We start from the raw sequence: 20957 nt of genomic DNA, 5'->3' as shown, positions 1-20957 counted from the left end.
GGTCACCTCGTCGCGCGCCTGTCAGCGGAACAGCCGCGCGATGTCGTTGTAGATCACCGTCACCATCAGCAGCACGACCAGCGACGCGCCGGTCATCAGGATCCGTTCCTTCACGCGCGGGCTGAGGTCGCGGCGCGCCAGCCCTTCGACGGCCAGGATCGCGATGTGGCCACCGTCGAGCACCGGCACGGGCATGAGGTTCAGCAGGCCCAGGTTCAAGCTGATCATCGCCATCAGGCCGAAGAGCGCCGTCCAGCCCACTTCGGCCGCGGTCCCGGACAGTTGCGCGATGCCGACCGGGCCCATGAGCTGGCGCACTGGCGTGTCGCGCGTGAAGAGCCCGCGCAGCGTGCTGCCGATGAGCCGCGTGTGCTCCCAGTTCTGCTCCAGGCTCAGGCGAACGGCCTGCGCGAGCGTCGGATCGATGCGCCTGACCTCGAAGGCGCTGATCGACACGCCGATCAACGCGGCGCCTGGCGCGCCCTGCGGCACGACCGTCGCGTCGTGACGCGTTCCCTCGCGCTCGACGGTGAGCACGAGCGGCGTGTTCGCGCTGCTGCGGATGCGCTCGATCGTCGCCTCGCGGAGCAAGGCCGGCTCGCCGTTCAGGGCGACGAGCACGTCGCCGGGCCGCAGCCCGCCTTTCTCGGCCGGGCTGTCCGGATTCACCTGCGTGATCTGCGGCCGGAGCACCGGGCGAATGCCGATGTCGCCGGCTTCGAACTCGCCGCGTGCCGCGGCCGTGAGCGTCACCTGCAGCCGCTCGCCTCCGCGTTGCGCGACGATGGCGAGCTCGCGGCCTGCTCTGGGCAGCACGGCCAGCTCCACGTCATCCCAGGTCGAGGCCGGCTTGCCGTCGATGCTCACCACGAGGTCGCCGGCCTCGAGGCCGGCGCGTGCGGCCGGGCTGTCCGCGACGACCGTGCCGACGACCGGCGGCGCGCTCTTGTACAGAGGCTCGTCGGCGCCCTGGCTGAGCACGAACGTGCCGAGGATCAGCGCGAGCGCGATGTTCATGATCGGCCCGGCGACGTACACCTGGAAGCGCACCCACTTGCTCTTCGCCATGAACTCGTCGGGCGCGGGCGCCTGGTGCTCTTCGGCGTTCTCGCCCGCGAGCTTCACGTACCCGCCGAGCGGCACGAGGCTGATGCAGTACTCGGTGCCGCCGCGGACCACCTTGGCGATCTTCGGACCGAAGCCCAGCGAGAAGGCGAGCACCCGCACACCGTGCCAGCGGGCCACGAGGAAGTGCCCGAGTTCGTGCACGAAGACGAGCACGCCCAGCACGAACAGGAACGACAGCAGCGTGGTCATCGGATCCTACGACGATGGTAGCGTACTGATGGTTTCGGCCGAGTATTCGCGGGCCCACGCGTCGGCCTCGCGGATCTCGGCGATCGACCGCAACTCGCCCGTCTGGCGGCCCGCGGCGTCGAGCGCTCGCTCGATGACCGCGGGAATCATGGGGAAGCTGATCCCGCCGGCGAGGAACGCCTCCACCGCCATCTCGTTGGCCGCGTTCAAGACCACGGGCGCCACGCCGCCGTGTTCGAGCGCCGCGTAGGCGAGGCGGAGACAGGGAAAGCGATCGAGATCGGGCGGCGCGAATTCCAGCGCGCCGAGCCGCGTGAGGTCGAGCGGAGGCAGCGGCGCCGACCAGCGCTCGGGATACGAGAAGGCGTACTGGATGGGCAGTCGCATGTCGGTGACGCCGAGCTGCGCGAGCACCGACCCGTCGCGGAACTCGACCATCGAGTGCACGACGGACTGCGGGTGCACGACCACGTCGATCGCCCGCGCCGGCGTCCCGAACAGCCAGCGCGCCTCGATGACCTCCAGGCCCTTGTTCATGAGCGTCGCCGAGTCGATCGTGATCTTGCGTCCCATCCGCCAGGTCGGATGGCGCAGCGCGTCCTCGAACGTCACCCTGGCGAGGGCGCTCGTCGGCAGCGTGCGGAACGGCCCGCCGGAGGCCGTCAGAATCAGCCGCCGCACGTCCGACAGGTTGCGTCCGTCCAGACACTGGTGGATGGCGTTGTGCTCGCTGTCGACCGGGAGGATGGCGACGCCGCGCCGCAGGGCGGCCTGAACCATCACCGCGCCGGCCATGACGAGCACTTCCTTGTTCGCGAGGGCGAGCGCTTTGCCGGCTTCGATCGCGGCGAGCGCCGCCTCCAAGCCGGCCGTGCCGGACGAGGCGCACAGCACGAGATCGACGTCGGGGTGCGTCGCCGCGGCGATGAGCCCTTCGCGTCCCGGCGGAAGGATCTCGACGCCGGAGTCCGGCGCCAGCCGCTCCTCGAGATCGACGAGCGCGGCCTCGGTGGCGACGCCGAGGGCGGCCGGGCGAAACGCTGCCGCCTGTTCGGCGAGCAGCGAAGCGTTTTCGCCGGCGGCCAGCGTCACGACCTGCAGGCGATCGGGATGGGCCGCCACGACGGCGAGCGCGCTCTGGCCGATGGAGCCGGTCGAACCAAGAATGGCGATGCGCTTCATGCGGCGGCCGGCGTCCGTCAGATGACGTAGCGGAGGAAAAGGAAGAAGACCGGGGCAGCGAAGAGATAGCTGTCGAGCCGATCGAGCACGCCGCCATGTCCGGGGATGAGCGCGGACGCGTCCTTCGCGCCGGCGCTGCGCTTGAGCAGCGATTCGAACAGGTCTCCGGCGATCCCGAACATCGCCACCACCAGCGCGACCAGGCCGCCCATGAGCGGCGATGTGCCGACGCACAGCGGTCCCAGGACGACCCCGGCGATCGTCGCGGCCGACACGCCGCCGATCGCGCCTTCGTTGGTCTTGGCCGGGCTGACGGCGGGCGCCAGGCGCGTGCGCCCGAAGCGGCGTCCGACGTAGTACTGCGTGATGTCGCTGGCCGCCAGCGTGGCGACGAGCCAGGTCGTCGCGGCGGGTCCCATCGCCCATTGCACCCAGACGAGCGCGCCGAGCGGCGCCCCGACGTACACGGGCGCCATGACGAGGACGGCAGCTCGTGTCAGCGTCGCGTGGGACGGCGGTCCGAGCGTCAGCGCGACGGCACCGCCGCCCACGACGAGCGCGAGCAGGACGGCCACGGGTGCGTCCGCCGCCGGCGCGTGCCGGCTCGTCGCCGCCACGGCCAGGAGCAACGCCGCCGCGCCGGTCGAGAGAAACGCCGCCGGCACGGCCGCCTCGGCGCGCGCGGACAGTCCCGCGATCTCCAGGCCGGCGACGACGGCCGCCGCGCACGCCAGCACGGCAGTGGCCCAGGGCGGCAGCACCCAGAGCGTGAGTCCAACGACAGCGCCGAGAACCAGCGCGGAAGCGACCCTTGTCATTGCCGACGCGACTCTACTGCTTCCCCGCTCCGACAGCGGGCGGGATCGCGCCGTAGCGCCGGTCGCGCTTCTGGTAGTCGAGGACGGCGGCGAGCAGGTGCTGCGTACGGAAATCCGGCCAGAGCGCGTCGGTCACCCAGATCTCGGCGTAGGCGATCTGCCAGAGGAGGAAGTTGCTGACCCGCATCTCGCCGCTCGTGCGGATCAGCAGATCCGGATCCGGCTGACCGGCGGTGTAGAGCCGCGCGCTGAACGCGGCTTCGTCGAGCGCGTCCGGATCGATGCCGTCGCGAATCGCGCGCCGCGCTGCGTCGACGATTTCCGCGCGGCCGCCGTAGCTCAACGCGATGTTGAACAGCATGCCGGTGTTCCCCGCGGTGCGCGCCTCGGCGTCCGCCAGCTCGTCGCGCACGTCGGGATCCAGCCGATCCCGCTGGCCGATGACGTGGAACCGGATGTTGTTCCTGAGCAGCGTTCTGAGCTCCAGCCTCAGGTACTGCTTGAGCAGGCTCATGAGCGCCGAGATCTCGGTGTCCGGGCGCTTCCAGTTCTCGACGGAGAACGCGTAGAGCGTGAGAACCGCGATGCCCAGACGCGCCGACGTCTCGACGGTGGACCGGACGGCGTCGATGCCGGCGCGGTGCCCTTCCACGCGGGGCAGGTGGCGGCTCTCGGCCCAGCGGCCGTTGCCGTCCATGATGATCGCGATGTGCCTCGGGAGGCGGTCGAAGTCCAGGCGCCGGAGGAGCGCCTCCTCCTTCGATCCCGGCGACACCGCGGCGATCATCTCCGGTAGCGGCATTTCTCGGCCAGGATCTTAGCAGTTATCGGGCGGAAATGGGGTCGTCGCCCGGCTCACCGGTACCGCACCGCCATGAGCGTCAGGCCGCTCGCCGGCATCGTTCTGCCGGCCGCGCGCCGGTCGCGCGCGGCGAGCACGGCCCGCATGGAAGCTGGAGGCCTGAGGCCCTCGCCGACCTCCATCAGCGTGCCGACCAGGGTTCGCGCCATGTGGCGCAGGAAGCCGTTGCCGGTGATGTCGAAGACGATCTCGTCGGGCCGAGCGTCGACGTCGAGCCGTTCGATGTCGCGGACCGTGTGCTGCGGCGCCGACCCGCGCGCTTGGAACGACGCGAAGTCGTGACGCCCGACGAGCAGCCTGGCCCCCTCGCGCATCGCGTCCACGTCGCGTGTTCCCGGCGCGTGAGAGACGAACAGCCGATCGAACGGCGACAGGATCGACGTCGTCACGACCCGGTAGCGGTACGCTTTGCCGCGCGCGTGAAAGCGCGCGTGAAACCCGAGCGGCGCCTCCTCGACCGACATGACGCGGATGTCCGGCGGCAGCCGCACGTTGAGCGCGCGCAGCACGGCGTCGGCCGGGTGATCGAAGTCCACGTTCACGCTCGCGACCTGCGCGGCGGCGTGGACGCCGGCATCGGTGCGCCCCGCGCCGGCGACGCCGGGGCCGGGCGTCGTGCCGGCCAGCGGAGCAAAGGCGTCTTCGATCATCTGTTGCACCGAGATGCCGTTCACCTGGCGTTGCCAGCCGACGTAGTTCGTGCCGTCGTAGGCCACCGTCAACTTCAGCGTGCGCATGGCGGTTCGCAGCGGCGTATGCGGGCTGGACGGTTCCAGGAATCCCGAAGGTGCCGGCGCGATCGTGGTGCCGCGTCTACGTTCTGGATCCGGGTTTCACGGCTGGCGTGCCGGCTGCGCAGAGCGGGCAGATCGCGGGTTCGTACGTCGGGAGCGTGAGCGTGAGCAGCGAGACGTGGCGGACACCGAGCGCGGACTGCCCGCCGCTGCGATCGACGATCGACCCGGCGCCCACGACGGCCGCGCCGGCGGCTTCGGCGACCGCGATGGTCTCGCGCGTGGATCCGCCGGTCGTGACGACGTCTTCGACGACGAGCACGCGGTCGCTGGACGAGAGGGTGAAGCCGCGCCGGAGGGCCAGTTTGCCGTCCACCCGTTCGGCGAAGAGCGCACGGACGCCGAGCGCGCGCGCGATCTCGTGCCCGATGATGAGACCGCCCAAGGCTGGCGAAAGCACCGCGGTGGCGCTGGCGCCGTCGAAATGCGCGGCGAGCGCCGCGCCGAGACGTTCGGCGTGCGCGGGATGCTGGAGAACGAGCGCGCACTGCAGGTACCCGGAGCTGTGCAGGCCCGACGTGAGCTTGAAGTGTCCTTCCAGCAGGGCGCCGGAGTCGCGGAATACGGAGAGCACCTGATCGTGATGCATAAGTGATGGTCCTCGGTCCTCGGGCCCGGTCCTTCGTCCGGGTCCCATGGTCCGTCAGCTCATGTACCACCCGCCGTTGACGTTGATCGTCTGGCCGGTGATGTAGCCGTTGGTCGCCAGCAGGACGGCGACGTCGGCGACTTCGTCCGGTGTGCCGAAGCGGCCGACGGGAACGAGGTCAGCGCGAGCGCGCGGGTTGTTCGTCACCATCTCGGTCGCGATGAGCGCTGGCGCGATCGCGTTCACCGTGATGCCGTCTTTCGCGAGCAGCGCGGCGTACGAGTGCGTCAGGCCGAGAATGCCGGCCTTCGACGCCGCGTAGTGCGGGCCCACGACGCCTCCGAGCTGAGCGGCGACGGACGAGAGATTGACGATGCGCCCCCAGCGCTCCAGGCGCATGGCGGGCACGACGCGTTGCGTGACGAGGAACACCGAGGTGAGATTCGCCGCGATCAGGTCGTGCCAGTCCTGATCCGTGATCGACTCGAGCGGCCGCGGCCGCGTGATGCCCGCGTTGTTGATCAGCACCGACACGCTGCCGAGCGTGGAGGTGACCTCCGCAACCAGCGCGCTCGCCTCGCTGCCTTGCGAGAGATCGGCGCGCACCGCCATCGCCCGGCGGCCCAGCGCTTCGATCGCCCGTTGCACCTCGACGGCGTCGGCGTGGCGCTCACGGAAGCTCAGTGCGACGTCGGCACCGGCGTTCGCGAGCGCGATCGCGATCGCACGCCCGATGCCGCGGCTTCCACCGGTGACGAGCGCGACGCGACCGGCCAGCGGCGGCGGATCCAGAGCCGTCATGACACGCGATCATAATCTCGGATTGACGCGCGCGTCGCTCGGACGCGCCCCAGCGTGTGGCGTGCGGCGGCAGGGCCGCACGTCCGAAGCAGGCGTGCGATCCGTGCACGGGTGCGTCGACGGCCGTCAGCGATTGCCCTGCACGCTGCCTTCTGCGGTGGTGCCGGCGAGCGGCCGGCCGGCGATCGGGGCGAAGAACCCGACGACCAGCGCGTTGATGGAGAACGTGCCGGTGTTCTTCGACTGGAGACGTCCCGCGTAGGTGTACGGCCCGCTGGCGAAGTCCGTGCGCGTGAGCCGCGTCGCGTAGGACTGGTCTTTCGACGGCGACATGGAGACCGTCCCTCGGGATACGTTGTCGACACGGAAGAACAGCACGCCAGGCTCTCCAGGTCGCGGGGCCTTGAAGTCGCCGAACATTTGCCGCACTTTGGCCAGGTCGACCGTCTCGGAGACCTCCCCCGCCGTCCAGGCGGACGCGGGCATCTGGTCGGGGCCGTACACCGTCACGCGCAAGCCGGTGGACTGCCCGCGCAGCAGGTGGAGCTGGTCGGCCGACATGCTGATGCCAAGCGCGAACTCGGAGAACGCCGCGCCGTTGTCGCCGTTCCGCATCGTGACGGTCACCGGTCCCGCCGGCGCATTCGGCGGCAGCATCCAGTAGAGCGCTCTCGGCGTCTGCGCGAGGACCACACCTTCGACGCCGTTGACCTCGACGACGGACGGCCCCGAGAACGGCCCGCGAATCACCTGTACTTCGCCGGGCAACAAGACCGGCGACATCAAGTACGGCGACGCCGCGTCCGCAGGCGCCGCGAACGGACGCGCCGGACGCGACGTGGGCGTCAGGCGGATCGTGCCGATCGGCAGCTCGTCGCGGAGAAACGTCAGGGGCTGTTTCAGCACGTCGAGGCTCTCGACGCAGAAGGGCGCTCCGGCCGGCTGCGCAGGGCCGTCGCCGAACCGCAGCGTGATGCCATCCAGGAGCGACGCCCCACGAACGGGCTGAGCCGGGCGCTCGATCGGCAGCTCACCGTTCGTCATGTCGAGGGCTGGCGTCGGTGGCACGACCAGATCGGCCAGGACCCTGCCGCACGTCGGCAGCCGCTCGAGATCCGTGGCCGTGACGACGGTGACGGCCGTCACCGCTCGCGTGTCGATCTCGCGTTGGGCGAGCGCAGGGCGGCCGATGGCGAAGACGAGCAGCACGCCGATGGCAGCCGGCTGGCGAGAACGTGACGACGTGAGCGGTTTCATGCAGGTGGCGGCCTCCTGCCGCATCCGATCTATCGGCACCTGTCGCCGAAGATCGCGGGTTTGTCCTCCAGCAACGACCGGCACTCGGCCGCGGAGGATCCTGATCGTGGACGCCATCGACGCGACGTGAGTGCCGGTCAGCGGCGGCGCCATTCCGGCGCGCCGGCACGTGCGATCGTCCGCTCGACCGGCCATCCTGGACCTGACACATGCCGTCTCTCGTCGCCCGCTCCGCCTCCATCCGCGCGTCATCGTCGGCGCTGGCAAGGGAAACCGCACAGGCGCGGTTGCTCGTCGCCTACGTCGCAGTCGGCGTGTTCTTCATGCTGCTGCCGGGCACGCTCTTCGGCGTGATCAGCCTGCTGCAGGTCAGCGCGCGACAGAGCGTGTCGCTCGTGTCCGCTGCCCAGCTCCAGGCCCACGGCCACGCGCAGATCTTCGGCTGGGTCGGGACGTTCATCCTCGGCATCGGTCTCTATTCAGTTCCGAGGGTTCGAGATGGCCTCCGCACCGTCATCCATCTCGGCTGGACGGCCTGGGCGCTGTGGACTGCTGGTGTGACGATGCGCTGGCTGGCGACGGCGTACGGCTGGCAGTGGCGAGCGTTGCTGCCCGCGTCCGCCGCGATGGAGCTCGCGGCCTTCCTGATCTTCGTTCACCTCGTGTCCTCGCATCGCCCGCCGGGTGGCGGCGACGGCCGCCTCGCACCGTGGGTTCGGGTGGTCATCGTCGCGACGGCCGGATTCGGCCTGACGCTCGTCGCCAACGTTGCCGCGACCGTGTACGTGGCCCGCTGGGGAACGTCCGCCGCGATGCCACACGGCGCGGGACAGCGCGTGCTGGTGCTGGCGACGTGGGGCTTCCTCGCCCCCTTCATCTGGGGATTCAGCGCCCGCTGGCTGCCGATGTTTCTCGGAACGCGCCCGCCCATGTTCGCGCTGCTCTTCGCCGGCTTGTTCGTGACCTGGTCGGGTATCGCTCTGGCGATCGCGGACTCGATGCTTGCCGCGGCCACGCTGCTCGCCGCCGGCGCCGGTCTCGCTGTCGCCGCGCTTCGCCTCGTGGAGCGTCCGATCGAGGCGGCCAGGACGCGCGGCGTGCACCGCTCGTTCCCGTCGTTCGTGCGCGTCGCGTACGGCTGGCTGATCGCCGCGAGCCTGCTCGGGATCGCGGCGAGCGTCTGGGATGTCTCGGGCGGCATCTGGGGCGCGTCGCGACATGCGTTCACCGTGGGGTTCGTGTCCACGATGGTGTTCTCGATCGGGCAGCGCGTGCTGCCGGCATTCGCGACGCGTGTGCTCTGGAGCCCGCGGGTCATGTTCGCGGGGCTGCTGCTCCTGAACGCCGGCTGCCTCGTCCGGGTCACGAGTGAGGTCGTCGCCTACCAGCGCGATGCGGCCTGGGCCTGGGCCGTCCTGCCGTCGTCCGGCATCCTCGAGCTCTCGGCGATCGTGCTCTTCGCCGTCAACATGGCTGCGACGATGGCGTCGCCGGCAATCGGCTGCGCGCACGGCGCGGCGCCGCGTTCATCCTGAATCGTCCGGGCGCTCCTGGAGCGCGCCGCTGGCGCCAGCAGCGGTCACATCGCCGTCGCGTCCCATGGCCGCCGGCGCGACGATCTGTCGATACTCCTCCCGGACCGCGCGCCAGATGTGCTCGGCCCGCGCCGTCCGCCGCGCGTGCTTGTCCAGCGCGGCATCGCCGATGTGCTCCATGTCGATCTCGGGGCCAATCGCCAGGTGAATGCCGGCGCGCCGGATGTGGCGAGCTTCGCCAAGCTCGATCTGAATGCTCTCGGGAGGCGGGAGGAAATCGTAGGTCGCGAGCGCCATCGGGTAGAAATGGGACGGCCGGTGCGCCCGCCGCGCCATCAGGAAGTACATTTCGATGCTCTGGGGATCGAACGGCGCGATCTCGATGGCGCCGGCGGTCATGCGGTCGCGGCCGCCGCTCGGCGCCGCGTAGACGCACCGTCCGCCCGCGCCCAGCAGCTCTCGCATCCGCTCCATCGTCTTCTGGTTGTGGCGTTGCTTGATCGCTTTGCGATCGGGCGGATGCTCGATGTACCGCTTCGAGTAGATGCAGAGCAGGTTCCGGCCCATGCTGAACGGCACCGCGAGAGGGTCCGTCGTGACGCGTTCGCCCGCGACGAAGATCATGTCGCGCGCGATGGCCGGATAGGTGTCCTCGAGCAGGAGGCTGATGGCCTGCGGATCGCCTTCGGTCTGATGGTTGGCGAGCAGGATGACGTTCTCGCCGGCCGCGAGCTGAGCGGCGATCCGGTCGAGCTCGGGGAGCCCGCGAACGGAGGAACGCGAGCGATCGACGAGAGGGCGGAGGAACTCGAGGCCGAATCGATAGTGGTCGAACGGCGCGGTGATCTGCCCGTGATAGGGCTCGAACACGAACGGTGATTCGATCTGCGCCTCCAGTTGCTCGATGAACGTGCACCAGAGGTCGTCGGCCCGATCGCGCGGCAGCCCTGCGTTGGCCAGCGCCTCGTGATACTGGTCGTAGAAATGCTGGAGGATGGACCCGAACTGGGCAGGAAACCGTGGATCGGCAACGAGCGTCGAGAGACGTCGACGACTCGAGAGTCCGTCCACGGCGGCCATGCTACTCGCGAGCGATCCCTGCTACGCGATCACAGAGCTCGGCAGGTGGTTCCGCTCAGCCACGTCAGAGCAGCCCACTCGATGCCCAAACAACACGTCTCCAGATGTCCAGAGGTCATCAGGGTTCGAGCGTTGCGAGATACGCGAGCATGTCGACGATGTCCTCGTCGGTCAGGTTGGCGACGACCGGCTGCATGAGCGCCGAGTTCGTGCCGTGCCGGCTGCCGCTCTTGAAATCGTAGAGCTGCCGTCCCATGTAGCTCGGGGATCGTCCCGCGATCGACGGCACGACGCCGACGCCTTTCATGTTGGCGCCGTGGCAGATCCCGCAGGCGACGGTCTTGCCATTTCCGCCGGTCTTGACGAGCGCCTCGCCCTTCTTGACCGCGCCGGTCGGGACGTACGCGAGAAACGGCGTGCCTCCATCGCGAAGCTCCGTGGCCTCGTAGTTGGTCGACACCTCGACGATGCGGTTGCCGACCGGCTCGGTGCCGGCACCCTCCACGACCGCGTACATGACGCCCGTGTTTCTCGTCACCGGGACCATGTCGGCTTCGATGACCTTGATCCAGGGCTTCCGCTTGACCGATGCGAAGTACTCAGCCGCCGTGTGGATCTCCTCTTCCGTCGCGGCCTTGGAGATCGTGACCATGAGCGCCGGGCCCACGACCCTGGGCTCCGAGCCGAGCCGCTTGCCGTCGCGGAAGTCGTGCATCTGCTGGATCAGGTACTCGGCCGGCTGGCCCGCGAGCGGCGCGTTCTCAGGCTTGCCGAAGCCGTTGGCGAGATGGCAGTACCCGCAGGCTCTCACCTCGGGCCGCCGGCCGTGCTCGACGACGTCGGGCAGCGGCGGGTGCTCGTCGGGGTGCCAGTCCGCGATGCTGAACGAGTCGCGCGTCTGTGCCGCGGTGTACTGGCGCGGGCTGTTCGGCACGCTGCGGGGCGTCGGATCGACGGCGCCGCGGCCGCGCGCCGGCGCCGGAGCGCCTTGCGCCGCCGCCGGGCCCGGCGTCTGAGCGCCGGCCGCGCCGGCAGGCGCCCCAGCGGCTGGGCCGGAGGCCGCCCCGGCGGCAGAGCCAGCGGCTGGGCCGCGTCCGCCGCCGCGACTCGGCGGAATCGGAAACGCCCATGCGGGCACGGTCGATGGCGCGGCGGCCGCCGCCGGGGTGGGCGCGGACTGCTGCCGGGCGGCAGTCGGAACGGCAAATGGCGCCGCCGCGAAGCTCAGCGCGACGACGAGGATTCGACAACGTGGGGAGGCTGTCATGAGGCGACTCCGTTTGATCGACGTGCCGCGCGCGGCACTGCGTCGTACTGGATGAATCGTGGAAATGATACTCCTGTACCGGTCGGTCCGGCTGCCGCTTCCGATCATCTGTGCCGCCGCTGTCGCGTGCGCTGGGCCCGATGCTCGGCTCGCTAGAAGGCAGCGGGCCCTGTCCGGCCGCCCTCGGCCGATCGTCGTCGACTGCACCTGCCGTTCGCCGAGGCGGAACTGCGTAAGCGGCTTTCGCCGGCCGTAAGCGCGCGGCAGCTCTGGCGATCGATTTCACGTTTCAATTCTGGTACTGCAGTTGCTCCGTGATGCGGCGGAGCCTCCCGCGTGACGCGCGTGCGGGCGCCGCTCGAGGATTGCGGTCATGAGATCGACGTTCGCACCAACGGTTGCCGTGGAGCGCGCTGGTCTTCGCGCGCGGCCGCGGCTTCGTGTCGTCGCGCTGCTCGGCCTCGCGACGCTCGCCGGCGGTGTCCTGTCGCCGCCGATCACGGCGCGCCAGAAGAGCGAGCCGCGCGAGATCGCCGTCACCGCCAAGCGCTACACGTTCGAGCCGTCGCTGATCGAAGTCGAGCAGGGCGAGCCTGTGCGGCTCGTGGTCACGGCCATCGACGGCGTGCACGGGTTCGCGATCAAGAAGGTGAAGGTGGACAAGGAACTGATGCCGAACAAGGCGATGGCGATCGACTTCGTCGCGAAAGACGCCGGCGAGTTCCCCATCATGTGCACCGTGATCTGCGGCGAAGGGCACGCGCAGATGACCGGCACGCTGCGCGTGGTCGCGAAGGCGGCGCCGTGACGGCGAAAGGACTCGTGATGCTGCGAAAGACGCTGGCGACCGCTGTCCTGGGCGCGGCGCTCGTCGCGACGGGATGCGACGAGACGCTCGAGGACATCGCGGGGCCCTCGCCCACGCTGACGAAGACGTTAGCCAGCATCCAGGCGGAGATCTTCGAAGCGAGCGACAGCTCCGGTCGAGCCGCGTGCGTGCAATGTCACACGGATGTGGGACGGACGCCGCCGGCTGGATTGAACCTGACACGGAACGCCGCGTACAACGCGCTCATCGACGTGGCGAGCACGGAGAAGCCCGGCGCCGTCCGCGTCGTCCCGGGCGATCCCGACAACAGCTATCTCGTGCAGAAGCTCGAGGGCGCTCCGGGCATCGTCGGGCAGCGGATGCCTCGAGGCAGCGGTCCGTACCTCACCGAAGGACAGATGCTGATCATTCGCCGCTGGATCGCCGAAGGCGCGGCCAACAACTGATGAAGGAGCCCGTGATGCGTCGTCTTCCGCTCCTGACGCTCGTCGCGGCCGCCGTCGTGGCCATGTCGGCGCGCGTCGCGGCCGCACCTGCCGGCGATCCGCCGTCGCCTCAGGCCCCTGCGGCTGCACAGGCCGCACCAGGCCCGGCATCCGATCCGGACCTCGACTTCCAGCCGCTGCAACCGGACTTCACGCTCGTCAACCTGCCGACGACGCTGCGGCTGGCCCGGAATGCGAGCGCGTTTCGCGTCACGCACCGCTTCACGCGTCCGCTCAACCAGGGCAGCGTCGGCAGCCTGTTCGCCGACGCGCTCGGCATCGATTCCTCGGCGCAGATCGGCCTCGAGTACCGCTACGGCATCTTCCGCGGCACGCAGATCGGGTTCCGCCGGACGAACGACCGCACGATCGAGCTCTTCACGCATCAGAGCGTCGCAGAGGAGCGTGATGGACGCCCGGTCAGCGTCGCCGTCTTCGGCAGCATCGACGGCACGAACAACTTCCGCGGCAGCTACAGTCCGGCGCTCGGCGCGATCGTCTCGCGCCGCCTCGGCAGCGCGGCGATGGTCTACGTCACGCCGATGTGGGTGAACAACTCCAACAGCTTGCCGGCCGAGGTCGTCGACGACAACGACACGACCTTCGTGGGCATCGCGGCGCGGATCCGTTTGCGGCGAACCGTGTACGTCGTGGCGGAGGTGATGCCGCGGATCGCCGGCTACGACCCTGGCGACCACCAGGCGTCCATCGCGATCGAGAAGGTCGTCGGCGGCCACGCCTTCCAGTTGAACGTCTCGAACGGCATCGCGAGCACGATCGGATCGATGGCGCGCGGCGCGGGGACGAACGGCGACTGGTTCCTGGGCTTCAACATCTCTCGGAAGTTCTTCTGAGCGGCGGCGTCCGCCGCCGGACGAACGCGAGGCGCACGAGCCTCGCGCTTCCACCCGTATGACGTCGATCATAGCGGCGGCACACGTCGTTCTCTATGATGGCGGGGACTGCGCCACGCGCTTTCGGCGATGCGGCCGGCGTGCCGGCGTGCCGGCGGCGCTCGCGCGGGGCCGCGCGGCCAGGCATCGGCGGGCGGCCAGCCGCGCCGCCGAACCGAGGCGTGGTCGTCGGATCGGCGCATCGAGGCTCGGGCCGGAAGGGGAGATCGCATGCGCCGGACACGGAGGTCGCTCTGGCCGTTCCGGTCGCTTCGCGGCAAGCTGCTGTTCCTGATCTGTCTTGCGACGCTGCCGGCGGTGCTCTTCACGGCCTACGCCGCGGAGAACGAGCGTGAGGCGGCGCTCGCCCGAACCGAGAGCGATGCGCTGCACCTGGCGGGGCTGACGAGCCGAGAGCACGCGCACCAGATTCGCGGCGCGCGGGAGCTGCTCGCCTGGCTCGGCACGAGGCTGGCCCGCGAGGGGCCGCAGTCGAGGATCATCGGCGATCCGGACTTCCTGCCGGCGCTGCTCGCCGGCCATCCGCAGCTCGCGAACATCGGCGTGCTCTCTCCCGAGGGCACCGTGATCCGGAGTGCCTACCCGTTGGCGAGCCGCCGAAGCTGGCGCGACAACCCTGCATTCGCCGCCGCCCTCCAATCGACCAGCGTGGAAGCCGGCACCTACACGATTTCGCCCATTCTCGACCGGCCGACGCTGAACCACGCGTACGCGGTGCGCGACGGCGACGGGCACGTCACCTCCGTGGCGTTCACGGGGCTCGATCTCGATTGGCTGTCGGCGGTGGCCCGAGAGAGCGGACCTCGGGATGGAGGTTCGGTGATGATCACCGATCGGGCCGGTCGCGTGCTCGCCTACGGCGGCGACGAGATCGGCGGCGGCGCGCGCGCGCTCGACGTCCAGGGCGCGGCGGACATCGCGCAATCGGGGCATGGACGGATCGTCCCGATCGGCGGCGAGCACCGGTTCGTCGTCGCTGCACCGCTCGACGGCGCGCCCGGGCTGTTCGTCGCCGTCGCGCTTCCGTACGAACAGGTCCTCCAGGACGCCAACGCCGCGTTCTATCGCACGCTCGTCGGCCTGGGGGTGCTCACGCTCGTCACGATTGTCGCTGCCTTTGCGGCCGCGGAGGTAGGCTTCTTGCGGGCGCTGCGGTCGCTCGCCCGCACGGCTCAGCTCTTCGGCGCCGGCGATCTCACGGCGCGCGCCGTGGTGCCGCGCGGGCACAACGAGTCGGCGCTGCTGGCCGGCGCCTTCAACACGATGGCCGATTCGCTCGCCCGCCGGCATCAGGAAGCACTCGACGCGCAGGCGGCCCTCCGTGGCCTGACGGGCGCGCTCCAGGATGCACGTGAAGCCGAAGCGGCGAGAATCTCCCGCGAGCTGCACGACCAGATCGGCCAACTGCTGACCTCCATGAAGTTCGACCTCGTCGGCCTGACCGCGTCGTGCCCCGTCGACGAGCGCGATCGGCCCTGCGCGACGAAGCTCCGCGACGGCGTGGCGGCGATGAACGAACAGATCGCCACCGCGCTCGAGTTCGTGCGCCGCATCTCGTCGGAGCTGCGTCCAGGCGTCCTGGACAAGCTGGGATTGATTCCCGCCCTGGAGTGGCAGGCTCGTGAAGTCGAAAGCCGAACCGACCTCATCGTCCAGATCGAGGCGGACGGCGTTCCCGCGAACCTCGACGAGACCATCGCCGTCACGCTGTTTCGCATCGCGCAGGAGGCCTTGACGAACGTCGTGCGCCACGCGCACGCCCGGGTGGCCGATGTGCGCCTGTGCGCCATTCCCGGCGGCCTTCGCCTCGAGGTCCACGACGATGGCATCGGGGCCGACGCGGGGGCGCTCCAGAGCCCCACATCGCTCGGGATCATCGGCATGCGGGAGCGCGCGCGGCTCGTGAGCGGCGTGCTGGCGATCCAGAGCGCGCCCGGACAAGGCACGACGCTGACCGTGACGGTTCCGGTACCATCCATGGCGAGGGCCGATGCGCATCCTGCTGGCGGATGATCATCCGGTCGTGCGGTCCGGCCTGCACCGCATCGTCAGCCAGGCGTTCCCGACCGCCGAGATCGACGAGGCGAGCTCGTGCGAGGAGGTGCTCGAGCGCCTGCGCTCGTCGCCGGTGTCGGTGCTGGTCCTCGACATCGCGCTGGGCGAGCGCAACAGCCTCGACTGGGTCGACGAGTTCAGGCGGCTGCAACCCGGCCTCGCGATCGTCGTGCTCAGCATGTACGGGGAGCGGCAGTTCATCCTGCGCGCGCTGCGGATCGGCGTCTCGGCCTACCTGACCAAGGATCGGGCGCCCGAGGAGCTGCTGCGGGCGATTCGAAGCGTGCTGCAGGGGAAGCGGTACCTCGGCGAGAACGTGGCGGAACAGATCGCGGACTTCGTGGCGATCGGAGGATCGGGCGCCGACGCACCCCACGAGCTGCTGTCTCCGCGCGAGTACGAGGTGCTCCTGCTCCTCGCGGCGGCGCGCTCGGTCTCCGACATCGCGGCCACGCTCGATCTGAGCGTCAAGACCGTCAGCACCTACCGCACGCGGATCCTCGAGAAGATGGGCCTGACCTCCAACGCCCAGCTCATGCGCTATGCGCTCGAGCACCGGCTCGTGAAGTAGGGCGTGTAGGACGGACACCGACACGACGCCGCCGATCCTCCGACGATGGCGGCGGACGAACGCGGATGTTCGCGCCGCCGGGCGCGCGATACGCTGCTCTCGTGACGCGCGGCATTGCCGTCCGGAGCCATCTCGACGCCCGCCTGGCCGACCTGCACCCGGCGTATTTCGCGCTGGTGATGGCGACCGGCATCGTGGCGATCGCGTGCCGGGCGTCCGGACTGCAGGCGTTCGCGACGCTGCTCTCTCGAATCAACCTGATCGCCTACCCGGCGATCTGGGTCCTGTTCCTCGCGCGCGTCGTCCGCAATCCCGAGCGCGTCCGCGAGGACTGGGCGAGTCACCAGCGTGCGCCCGGCTACTTCACGCTCGTCGCGGCCACCGGCATGCTCGGCATGCAGGCCGTGCGGCTCCACGGGAACATCGCGGTCGCGACGGTGCTGTGGTGGGCGACCGTCGTGTTCTGGGCGGCCTGCACCTACACCGTGTTCACGCTGCTGACGATTCGGGAGCACAAGCCCGGCCTGGCCGACGGCATCAACGGCGGATGGCTGCTGGCGGTCGTGGCGACCCAATCGGTGGCGACGCTCGGCTGCGCGCTCGACGGCCGCCTCTCGATCGACCGCGATACCCAGTTGTTCGTGCTGCTCTCGTTCTGGGCGGGCGGCGGCATGCTGTACTTCTGGATCATCGCGCTGATCTTCTACCGCTACATGTTCTTCGGGTTCTCGCCGCGCGATCTGATGCCGCCCTACTGGATCAACATGGGCGCCGTCGCAATCTCGACCCTCGCCGGCGCGATGCTCGCCGATGCGGCGCGAGGGTCGGCGCTCGTCGGCCCGCTCCGTCCCTTCATCCTCGGGATGACGGTGATGTTCTGGGCGACCGCCACCTGGTGGATCCCGATGCTGCTCGTGCTGTGGATCTGGAGACACCTGCGTCATCGCGTGCCGGTCGCCTACGACCCGCTCTACTGGGGCCTGGTGTTTCCGCTCGGGATGTACGCGGTGAGCACGTACCGGCTGTCGGCGGCCCTCGGCGCGCCGTTCCTGGTCTGGATTGCGCGAGGCTTCGTGGTGGCGGCTCTTTCGGCGTGGTTGCTGACGGCGTTGGGGTTCGCGGGGCGGATGGTCTACATCGTGGTGCTCGGGCTGAAGCAGCGCGGCCGGCATCCGATGCCGCGCGCCCGCGCGTATCCGGCCATCGACTTGTAACGGGTTCGATTCCTGACTGGAGGCACACACATGGCGGCTTTCGGCAAGACCGATGCACAGGCTGACTCGTTCGTCGCCGTGGGACTGTCCACGACGGCCGATCTGCACGCCGAGGCGGAACGGCGCATGAGGCGCGGCAAGCGTCTCGTCATCGGCGGATGCGTGCTGTCGGTCGTGGGCGTGATCGCGTACTCGATCGCCTGCCTGACCGCGGGCGTGAACGAGAACGTCGGACTGATCCTGCTCGACCACCGCGCGCCGCTCGTCGCGCCCACGCTCGGCGTGATCGGTCTCGGCACCCTGCTGTGGCTCGTGGGCTCCGTGATGTACCTCGACGGCGTCATGGAGAGCGATCCGGACGGCCCGGACGGCACGTTCTGATCGCGGGCCGGACGAGGACGCGCGTGCCGAGACCGCGACTACGCCGGCCGGCTGCCGGGCGCCAGCCGATCGCCCGGCGACTCGAACTTGTGCTCCAGCTCCGGGCTCGCAGAGCGCAGGATGCCGAGGACGGTCCAGTGCATCCAGATGAACGACGCGGCCGTGACCACGAGCAGAATGAAGAACGTGGTCTGTGGAATCCCGGCGAGGCTGTAGCTGTAGGCGAAGAACGGCGGCAGGAAGAACCCGCCGAGCGCGCCGATCAGCCCGACCAGACCGCCAACCGCCCCGACGTCCTTCGGGAAGTACTCGGGAATGTGCTTGTAGACGGCGGCCTTGCCCACGCCCATGCCGACGCCGAGCAGGAACACGAACACAGTGAACCATCCGACGCCGAGCTGGAACTGCATCACCTCGCGGGTGCCGTCCGATTCGAACTGCTGCGGCACGTACAGCACGATGTGCCCGCTCGGCGCAGCGAGCATGATGAGCGACAGCGTCATGACCCAGAAGACGCCGTACATCACGCGCCGAGCGCCGAACCGGTCGCTCATCCACCCGCCGAACGGGCGCAGGAGGCTCGCCGGGAAGATGAAGAGCGTCGTCAGCAACGCGGCCGTCGCGAGCGGCAGGCCGTAGACGTCGACGTAGTACTTCGGCAGCCAGGCCGACAGCGCCACGTACGCGCCGAACACGACCACGTAGTAGAGGCTGAAGCGCCACACGCGCACGAATCTCAGCGGCCGCAGCAGCTCGTGAAGCGGCCGGCCGGCGCCCGGCTTGCGATCGTGGCTGGGCGTGAAGAACCAGATCAGCGCGGCCATCACGACGAGCATGGCGGCGTAGAGCACCGGCACGAACCGCCAGCCTCCGGGCACGAGCCCGCCCATCACGCCCGCCACCGGCACCATCGTGATGAGCGCCGGGCCGATGAGCTTCGTGACCGACGCCCCCACGTTGCCCGCGCCGAACACGCCGAGCGCGAATCCCTGACGATGCTTGGGGAACCAGGCGGAGTTCCAGGAGATGCCGACGTTGAACGAGTTGCCCGACAGGCCCAAGAGGAAGGCGTAGACCAGAAGTTGCGTGAAGCTCGTCGCCGTGGTGACGAGGTAGGTCGGGATCGATGTCAGCAGCAGCAGGGCCGCCATCACGCGCCGGCCGCCGAACTTGTCCGTCAGGATGCCGAACGCGAGCCTCCACACCGATCCGTTGAGGATCGCGACGGCCGCCAGCCAACTGAGCTGCACGTCCGACAGGCCGAACTCCTTCCGGATCGGAATGCCGAGCACGCCGAACTGGAGCCACACGGCGAACATCAGCGTGAAGGCGGCCGTCGAGAGCGTCAGGATGCGGTTTCGGGCGTGGACCTCGACGGGAGACTCGGTCGGGTTCAGAAGCTGGGGAGCAGTCATGGCGTGTCCTCTCGTGCAGTCAGAACTGCAGGACGTGTTCGAGATACCCGAAGGTCAGCGGCCGGGTGCCGCCCGTGAAGTTCTGCTTCACGACGTCGCCGCCGTTGAACACGCCGAAGTACCCGTTGACCGACCAGCGTGGGCTGAACCGGTAGTCCACGGCGCCCTCGGCCACGGTGCCGAGGTCCGTGAACCCGCGCGATGGCCGGCCGGCATAGCCGAAGACCGTACCGGCCTTCTGCGTCGCGCCGCTGCCGTAGTACCAGCGGTCGGCGGCCGTGGCGAGCGACAACCGGTGGACGTCGAGCCGCAGCGAGACGTTGGGCCGCGGGGTGGCGAGGATCTGCACGAAGCCGTCGTTGAGGTTCATGACGCTGTAGGTCGCCGACAGCGAGTACTTCCGCACCGTCGGCAGCACCTGGAAGAACGTGCCGTGCCGCGCGTCGGCCGCGTCCTTGTCACCGGTCGCGTGCGTGAAGCCGCCGCGGATCCACGGCTTCCACCGCGGGCTCGTCCACTGGACGCCGCCTTCGACCGTGATGGCACCGGCTCGATGAGCCTGGCCGTACCAGTCGCCGGTCTGCCACGCCGTCCAGACGAGGACGTCCATTTGACGCGCGGGCGACAGCGGATACGCCCCCACGAGCATGGTGCCGAGCGTCGTGATGTGCGCGTCCACCTGGGACGCCGCCTGGCCGGAGTTGTCGGGGCGCGCCGCGACCGCGCGGCTGTCGTCGTATCGGACGACGAACGTTTCCCAATCGCTGTGCCTGAGATGCGGACCGGGTTTGACGGCGACGGTGCCCGTCACCACGTTGACGCGACGGATGTGCACGCCGGCGTTGTCTTCGAAGCCCCCCTGCGTCGGCCGCATCACCGCTGCCGTCACGTGGTAGCCCTTCCGATCGACGTCCGTCCGGATGCCGTCGTATCCGCGCTGATAGTGGGACCACTCGAACTCGCCGAGCAGCTTCGAATCGACGCGCTGGCGTTTGACGGCTTCGATCTTCGCGTTGCCCGACGGCGACTCGGCGCCCGACGTGTACGCCATTCGTCCCGCCTGGATGGACCAGCCGGGCGACAGATCCTTGAGCCGCACGTTGAGGTAGCGCAGGTACAGGTGCCGGCTCGCCGCCGTTTGGCCACCCTGTGCGTAATAGAGCGCGCCGGTCCCCATCGGTCCAAGCGGCGCCGGCGCCCCCGCGTCCGCGGGCAGCCCCCCGAACTGAACGTACTGCGCCGCGGCGACGAAGTCGTACCGGCGGGTGTGCCGTTCGGCGCCGAGCTGCAGACGGTTGGCGACGAACGTGTAGTCGGGATCCGCCGCCGTGCCGGCGGGCGGTTGAAAGAAGCGCCAGGACTCCACGCGCGTCCAGTTGCGCACGTAGACGGTCAAGGCTTTCGGCGGTGTGCTGCCTCCGGTGCCGGCTGCTTGACCGGCCGCGGGCGAAGGCACGACGAGTGCCGCGGCCAGCGCCAGGGCGCCGGTCGCAAGCGTCGAACCACGACGGACTGACATGAAACCTCCGAGAGGGACGCGGAGCGCGCCGCGCAGGCCGGCGCTCGCCGGCCCGCCTCCCGCGGCACGCGT

General features: G+C 69.7%; 20 protein-coding genes. 8 read left to right on the top strand and 12 right to left on the bottom strand.

From position 1 onward, the window contains the following. Positions 1-21: 21 nt before the first annotated feature. From rseP to IT184_04045, 8 genes are all read right to left on the bottom strand, one after another. On the bottom strand, positions 22-1317 hold the full coding sequence (gene rseP / locus IT184_04080; GenBank protein MCC7007973.1) for an RIP metalloprotease RseP: 1296 nt from the start codon (positions 1315-1317) through the stop codon (positions 22-24). 6 nt (positions 1318-1323) lie between these two features. Beyond that, positions 1324-2499: a 1-deoxy-D-xylulose-5-phosphate reductoisomerase gene (locus IT184_04075; GenBank protein ID MCC7007972.1), complete on the bottom strand. Its 1176-nt coding sequence runs from the start codon at positions 2497-2499 to the stop codon at positions 1324-1326. A gap of 17 nt (positions 2500-2516) precedes the next feature. Then, positions 2517-3317, bottom strand: coding sequence for a phosphatidate cytidylyltransferase (locus IT184_04070; GenBank protein MCC7007971.1), 801 nt, complete (start codon positions 3315-3317; stop codon positions 2517-2519). A 13-nt stretch (positions 3318-3330) separates the two neighbouring features. Continuing rightward, positions 3331-4104, bottom strand: coding sequence for an isoprenyl transferase (locus IT184_04065; GenBank protein ID MCC7007970.1), 774 nt, complete (start codon positions 4102-4104; stop codon positions 3331-3333). A gap of 68 nt (positions 4105-4172) precedes the next feature. After that, complete coding sequence (gene truA / locus IT184_04060) at positions 4173-4916, bottom strand: tRNA pseudouridine(38-40) synthase TruA (protein MCC7007969.1); 744 nt, start codon at positions 4914-4916, stop codon at positions 4173-4175. 76 nt (positions 4917-4992) lie between these two features. Beyond that, positions 4993-5562, bottom strand: coding sequence for an orotate phosphoribosyltransferase (locus IT184_04055; GenBank protein MCC7007968.1), 570 nt, complete (start codon positions 5560-5562; stop codon positions 4993-4995). A gap of 54 nt (positions 5563-5616) precedes the next feature. Next, positions 5617-6363, bottom strand: a complete 747-nt coding sequence (locus IT184_04050; protein MCC7007967.1) for a 3-oxoacyl-ACP reductase FabG — start codon at positions 6361-6363, stop codon at positions 5617-5619. Positions 6364-6489: 126 nt separating this feature from the next. Further along, positions 6490-7620 (bottom strand): hypothetical protein, encoded by a 1131-nt coding sequence (locus IT184_04045; protein ID MCC7007966.1) that lies wholly within the window; start codon positions 7618-7620, stop codon positions 6490-6492. A 209-nt stretch (positions 7621-7829) separates the two neighbouring features. Between IT184_04045 and IT184_04040 the strand changes: the two genes are divergently transcribed. Next, on the top strand, positions 7830-9155 hold the full coding sequence (locus IT184_04040) for an NnrS family protein (GenBank protein ID MCC7007965.1): 1326 nt from the start codon (positions 7830-7832) through the stop codon (positions 9153-9155). On the opposite strand, the gene IT184_04035 is transcribed toward IT184_04040, so the two are convergent. After that, positions 9147-10226: a 1-acyl-sn-glycerol-3-phosphate acyltransferase gene (locus tag IT184_04035; GenBank protein ID MCC7007964.1), complete on the bottom strand. Its 1080-nt coding sequence runs from the start codon at positions 10224-10226 to the stop codon at positions 9147-9149. The two genes, IT184_04040 and IT184_04035, sit on opposite strands and share 9 nt — an antisense overlap. A gap of 127 nt (positions 10227-10353) precedes the next feature. Then, a complete protein-coding gene (locus tag IT184_04030) occupies positions 10354-11502 on the bottom strand; it encodes a c-type cytochrome (GenBank protein ID MCC7007963.1) in 1149 nt (382 codons plus the stop codon). A 373-nt stretch (positions 11503-11875) separates the two neighbouring features. On the opposite strand from IT184_04030, the gene IT184_04025 reads away from it, so the two are divergent. From IT184_04025 to IT184_03995, 7 genes are all read left to right on the top strand, one after another. Beyond that, positions 11876-12310: a cupredoxin domain-containing protein gene (locus IT184_04025; GenBank protein ID MCC7007962.1), complete on the top strand. Its 435-nt coding sequence runs from the start codon at positions 11876-11878 to the stop codon at positions 12308-12310. Continuing rightward, the gene (locus IT184_04020) at positions 12307-12777 is read left to right on the top strand and encodes a hypothetical protein (protein MCC7007961.1); all 471 of its coding nucleotides are present in this window, start codon (positions 12307-12309) and stop codon (positions 12775-12777) included. Before IT184_04025 ends, IT184_04020 begins: the two co-directional genes overlap by 4 nt. 14 nt (positions 12778-12791) lie before the next feature. Further along, on the top strand, positions 12792-13670 hold the full coding sequence (locus tag IT184_04015) for a hypothetical protein (protein MCC7007960.1): 879 nt from the start codon (positions 12792-12794) through the stop codon (positions 13668-13670). Positions 13671-13940: 270 nt separating this feature from the next. Next, positions 13941-15743, top strand: coding sequence for a HAMP domain-containing protein (locus tag IT184_04010; protein ID MCC7007959.1), 1803 nt, complete (start codon positions 13941-13943; stop codon positions 15741-15743). Continuing rightward, a complete protein-coding gene (locus IT184_04005; protein MCC7007958.1) occupies positions 15721-16356 on the top strand; it encodes a response regulator transcription factor in 636 nt (211 codons plus the stop codon). Before IT184_04010 ends, IT184_04005 begins: the two co-directional genes overlap by 23 nt. A gap of 65 nt (positions 16357-16421) precedes the next feature. Next, positions 16422-17570: a tellurite resistance/C4-dicarboxylate transporter family protein gene (locus tag IT184_04000; protein ID MCC7007957.1), complete on the top strand. Its 1149-nt coding sequence runs from the start codon at positions 16422-16424 to the stop codon at positions 17568-17570. A gap of 30 nt (positions 17571-17600) precedes the next feature. After that, positions 17601-17951 (top strand): hypothetical protein, encoded by a 351-nt coding sequence (locus IT184_03995; GenBank protein MCC7007956.1) that lies wholly within the window; start codon positions 17601-17603, stop codon positions 17949-17951. 38 nt (positions 17952-17989) lie between these two features. Here the strand turns inward: IT184_03995 and IT184_03990 are convergent, their stop codons facing one another. Next, on the bottom strand, positions 17990-19366 hold the full coding sequence (locus IT184_03990) for a NarK/NasA family nitrate transporter (protein ID MCC7007955.1): 1377 nt from the start codon (positions 19364-19366) through the stop codon (positions 17990-17992). Positions 19367-19385: 19 nt separating this feature from the next. Then, positions 19386-20885 carry an alginate export family protein gene (locus tag IT184_03985; GenBank protein ID MCC7007954.1) on the bottom strand — a complete coding sequence of 500 codons (1500 nt, stop codon included), beginning with the start codon at positions 20883-20885 and terminating at the stop codon, positions 19386-19388. Positions 20886-20957: the final 72 nt, after the last annotated feature.

This window comes from Acidobacteriota bacterium (assembly GCA_020853395.1).
Classification (GTDB): domain Bacteria; phylum Acidobacteriota; class Vicinamibacteria; order Vicinamibacterales; family SCN-69-37; genus JADYYY01.
This window is presented reverse-complemented; position numbering and strand designations above follow the sequence as displayed.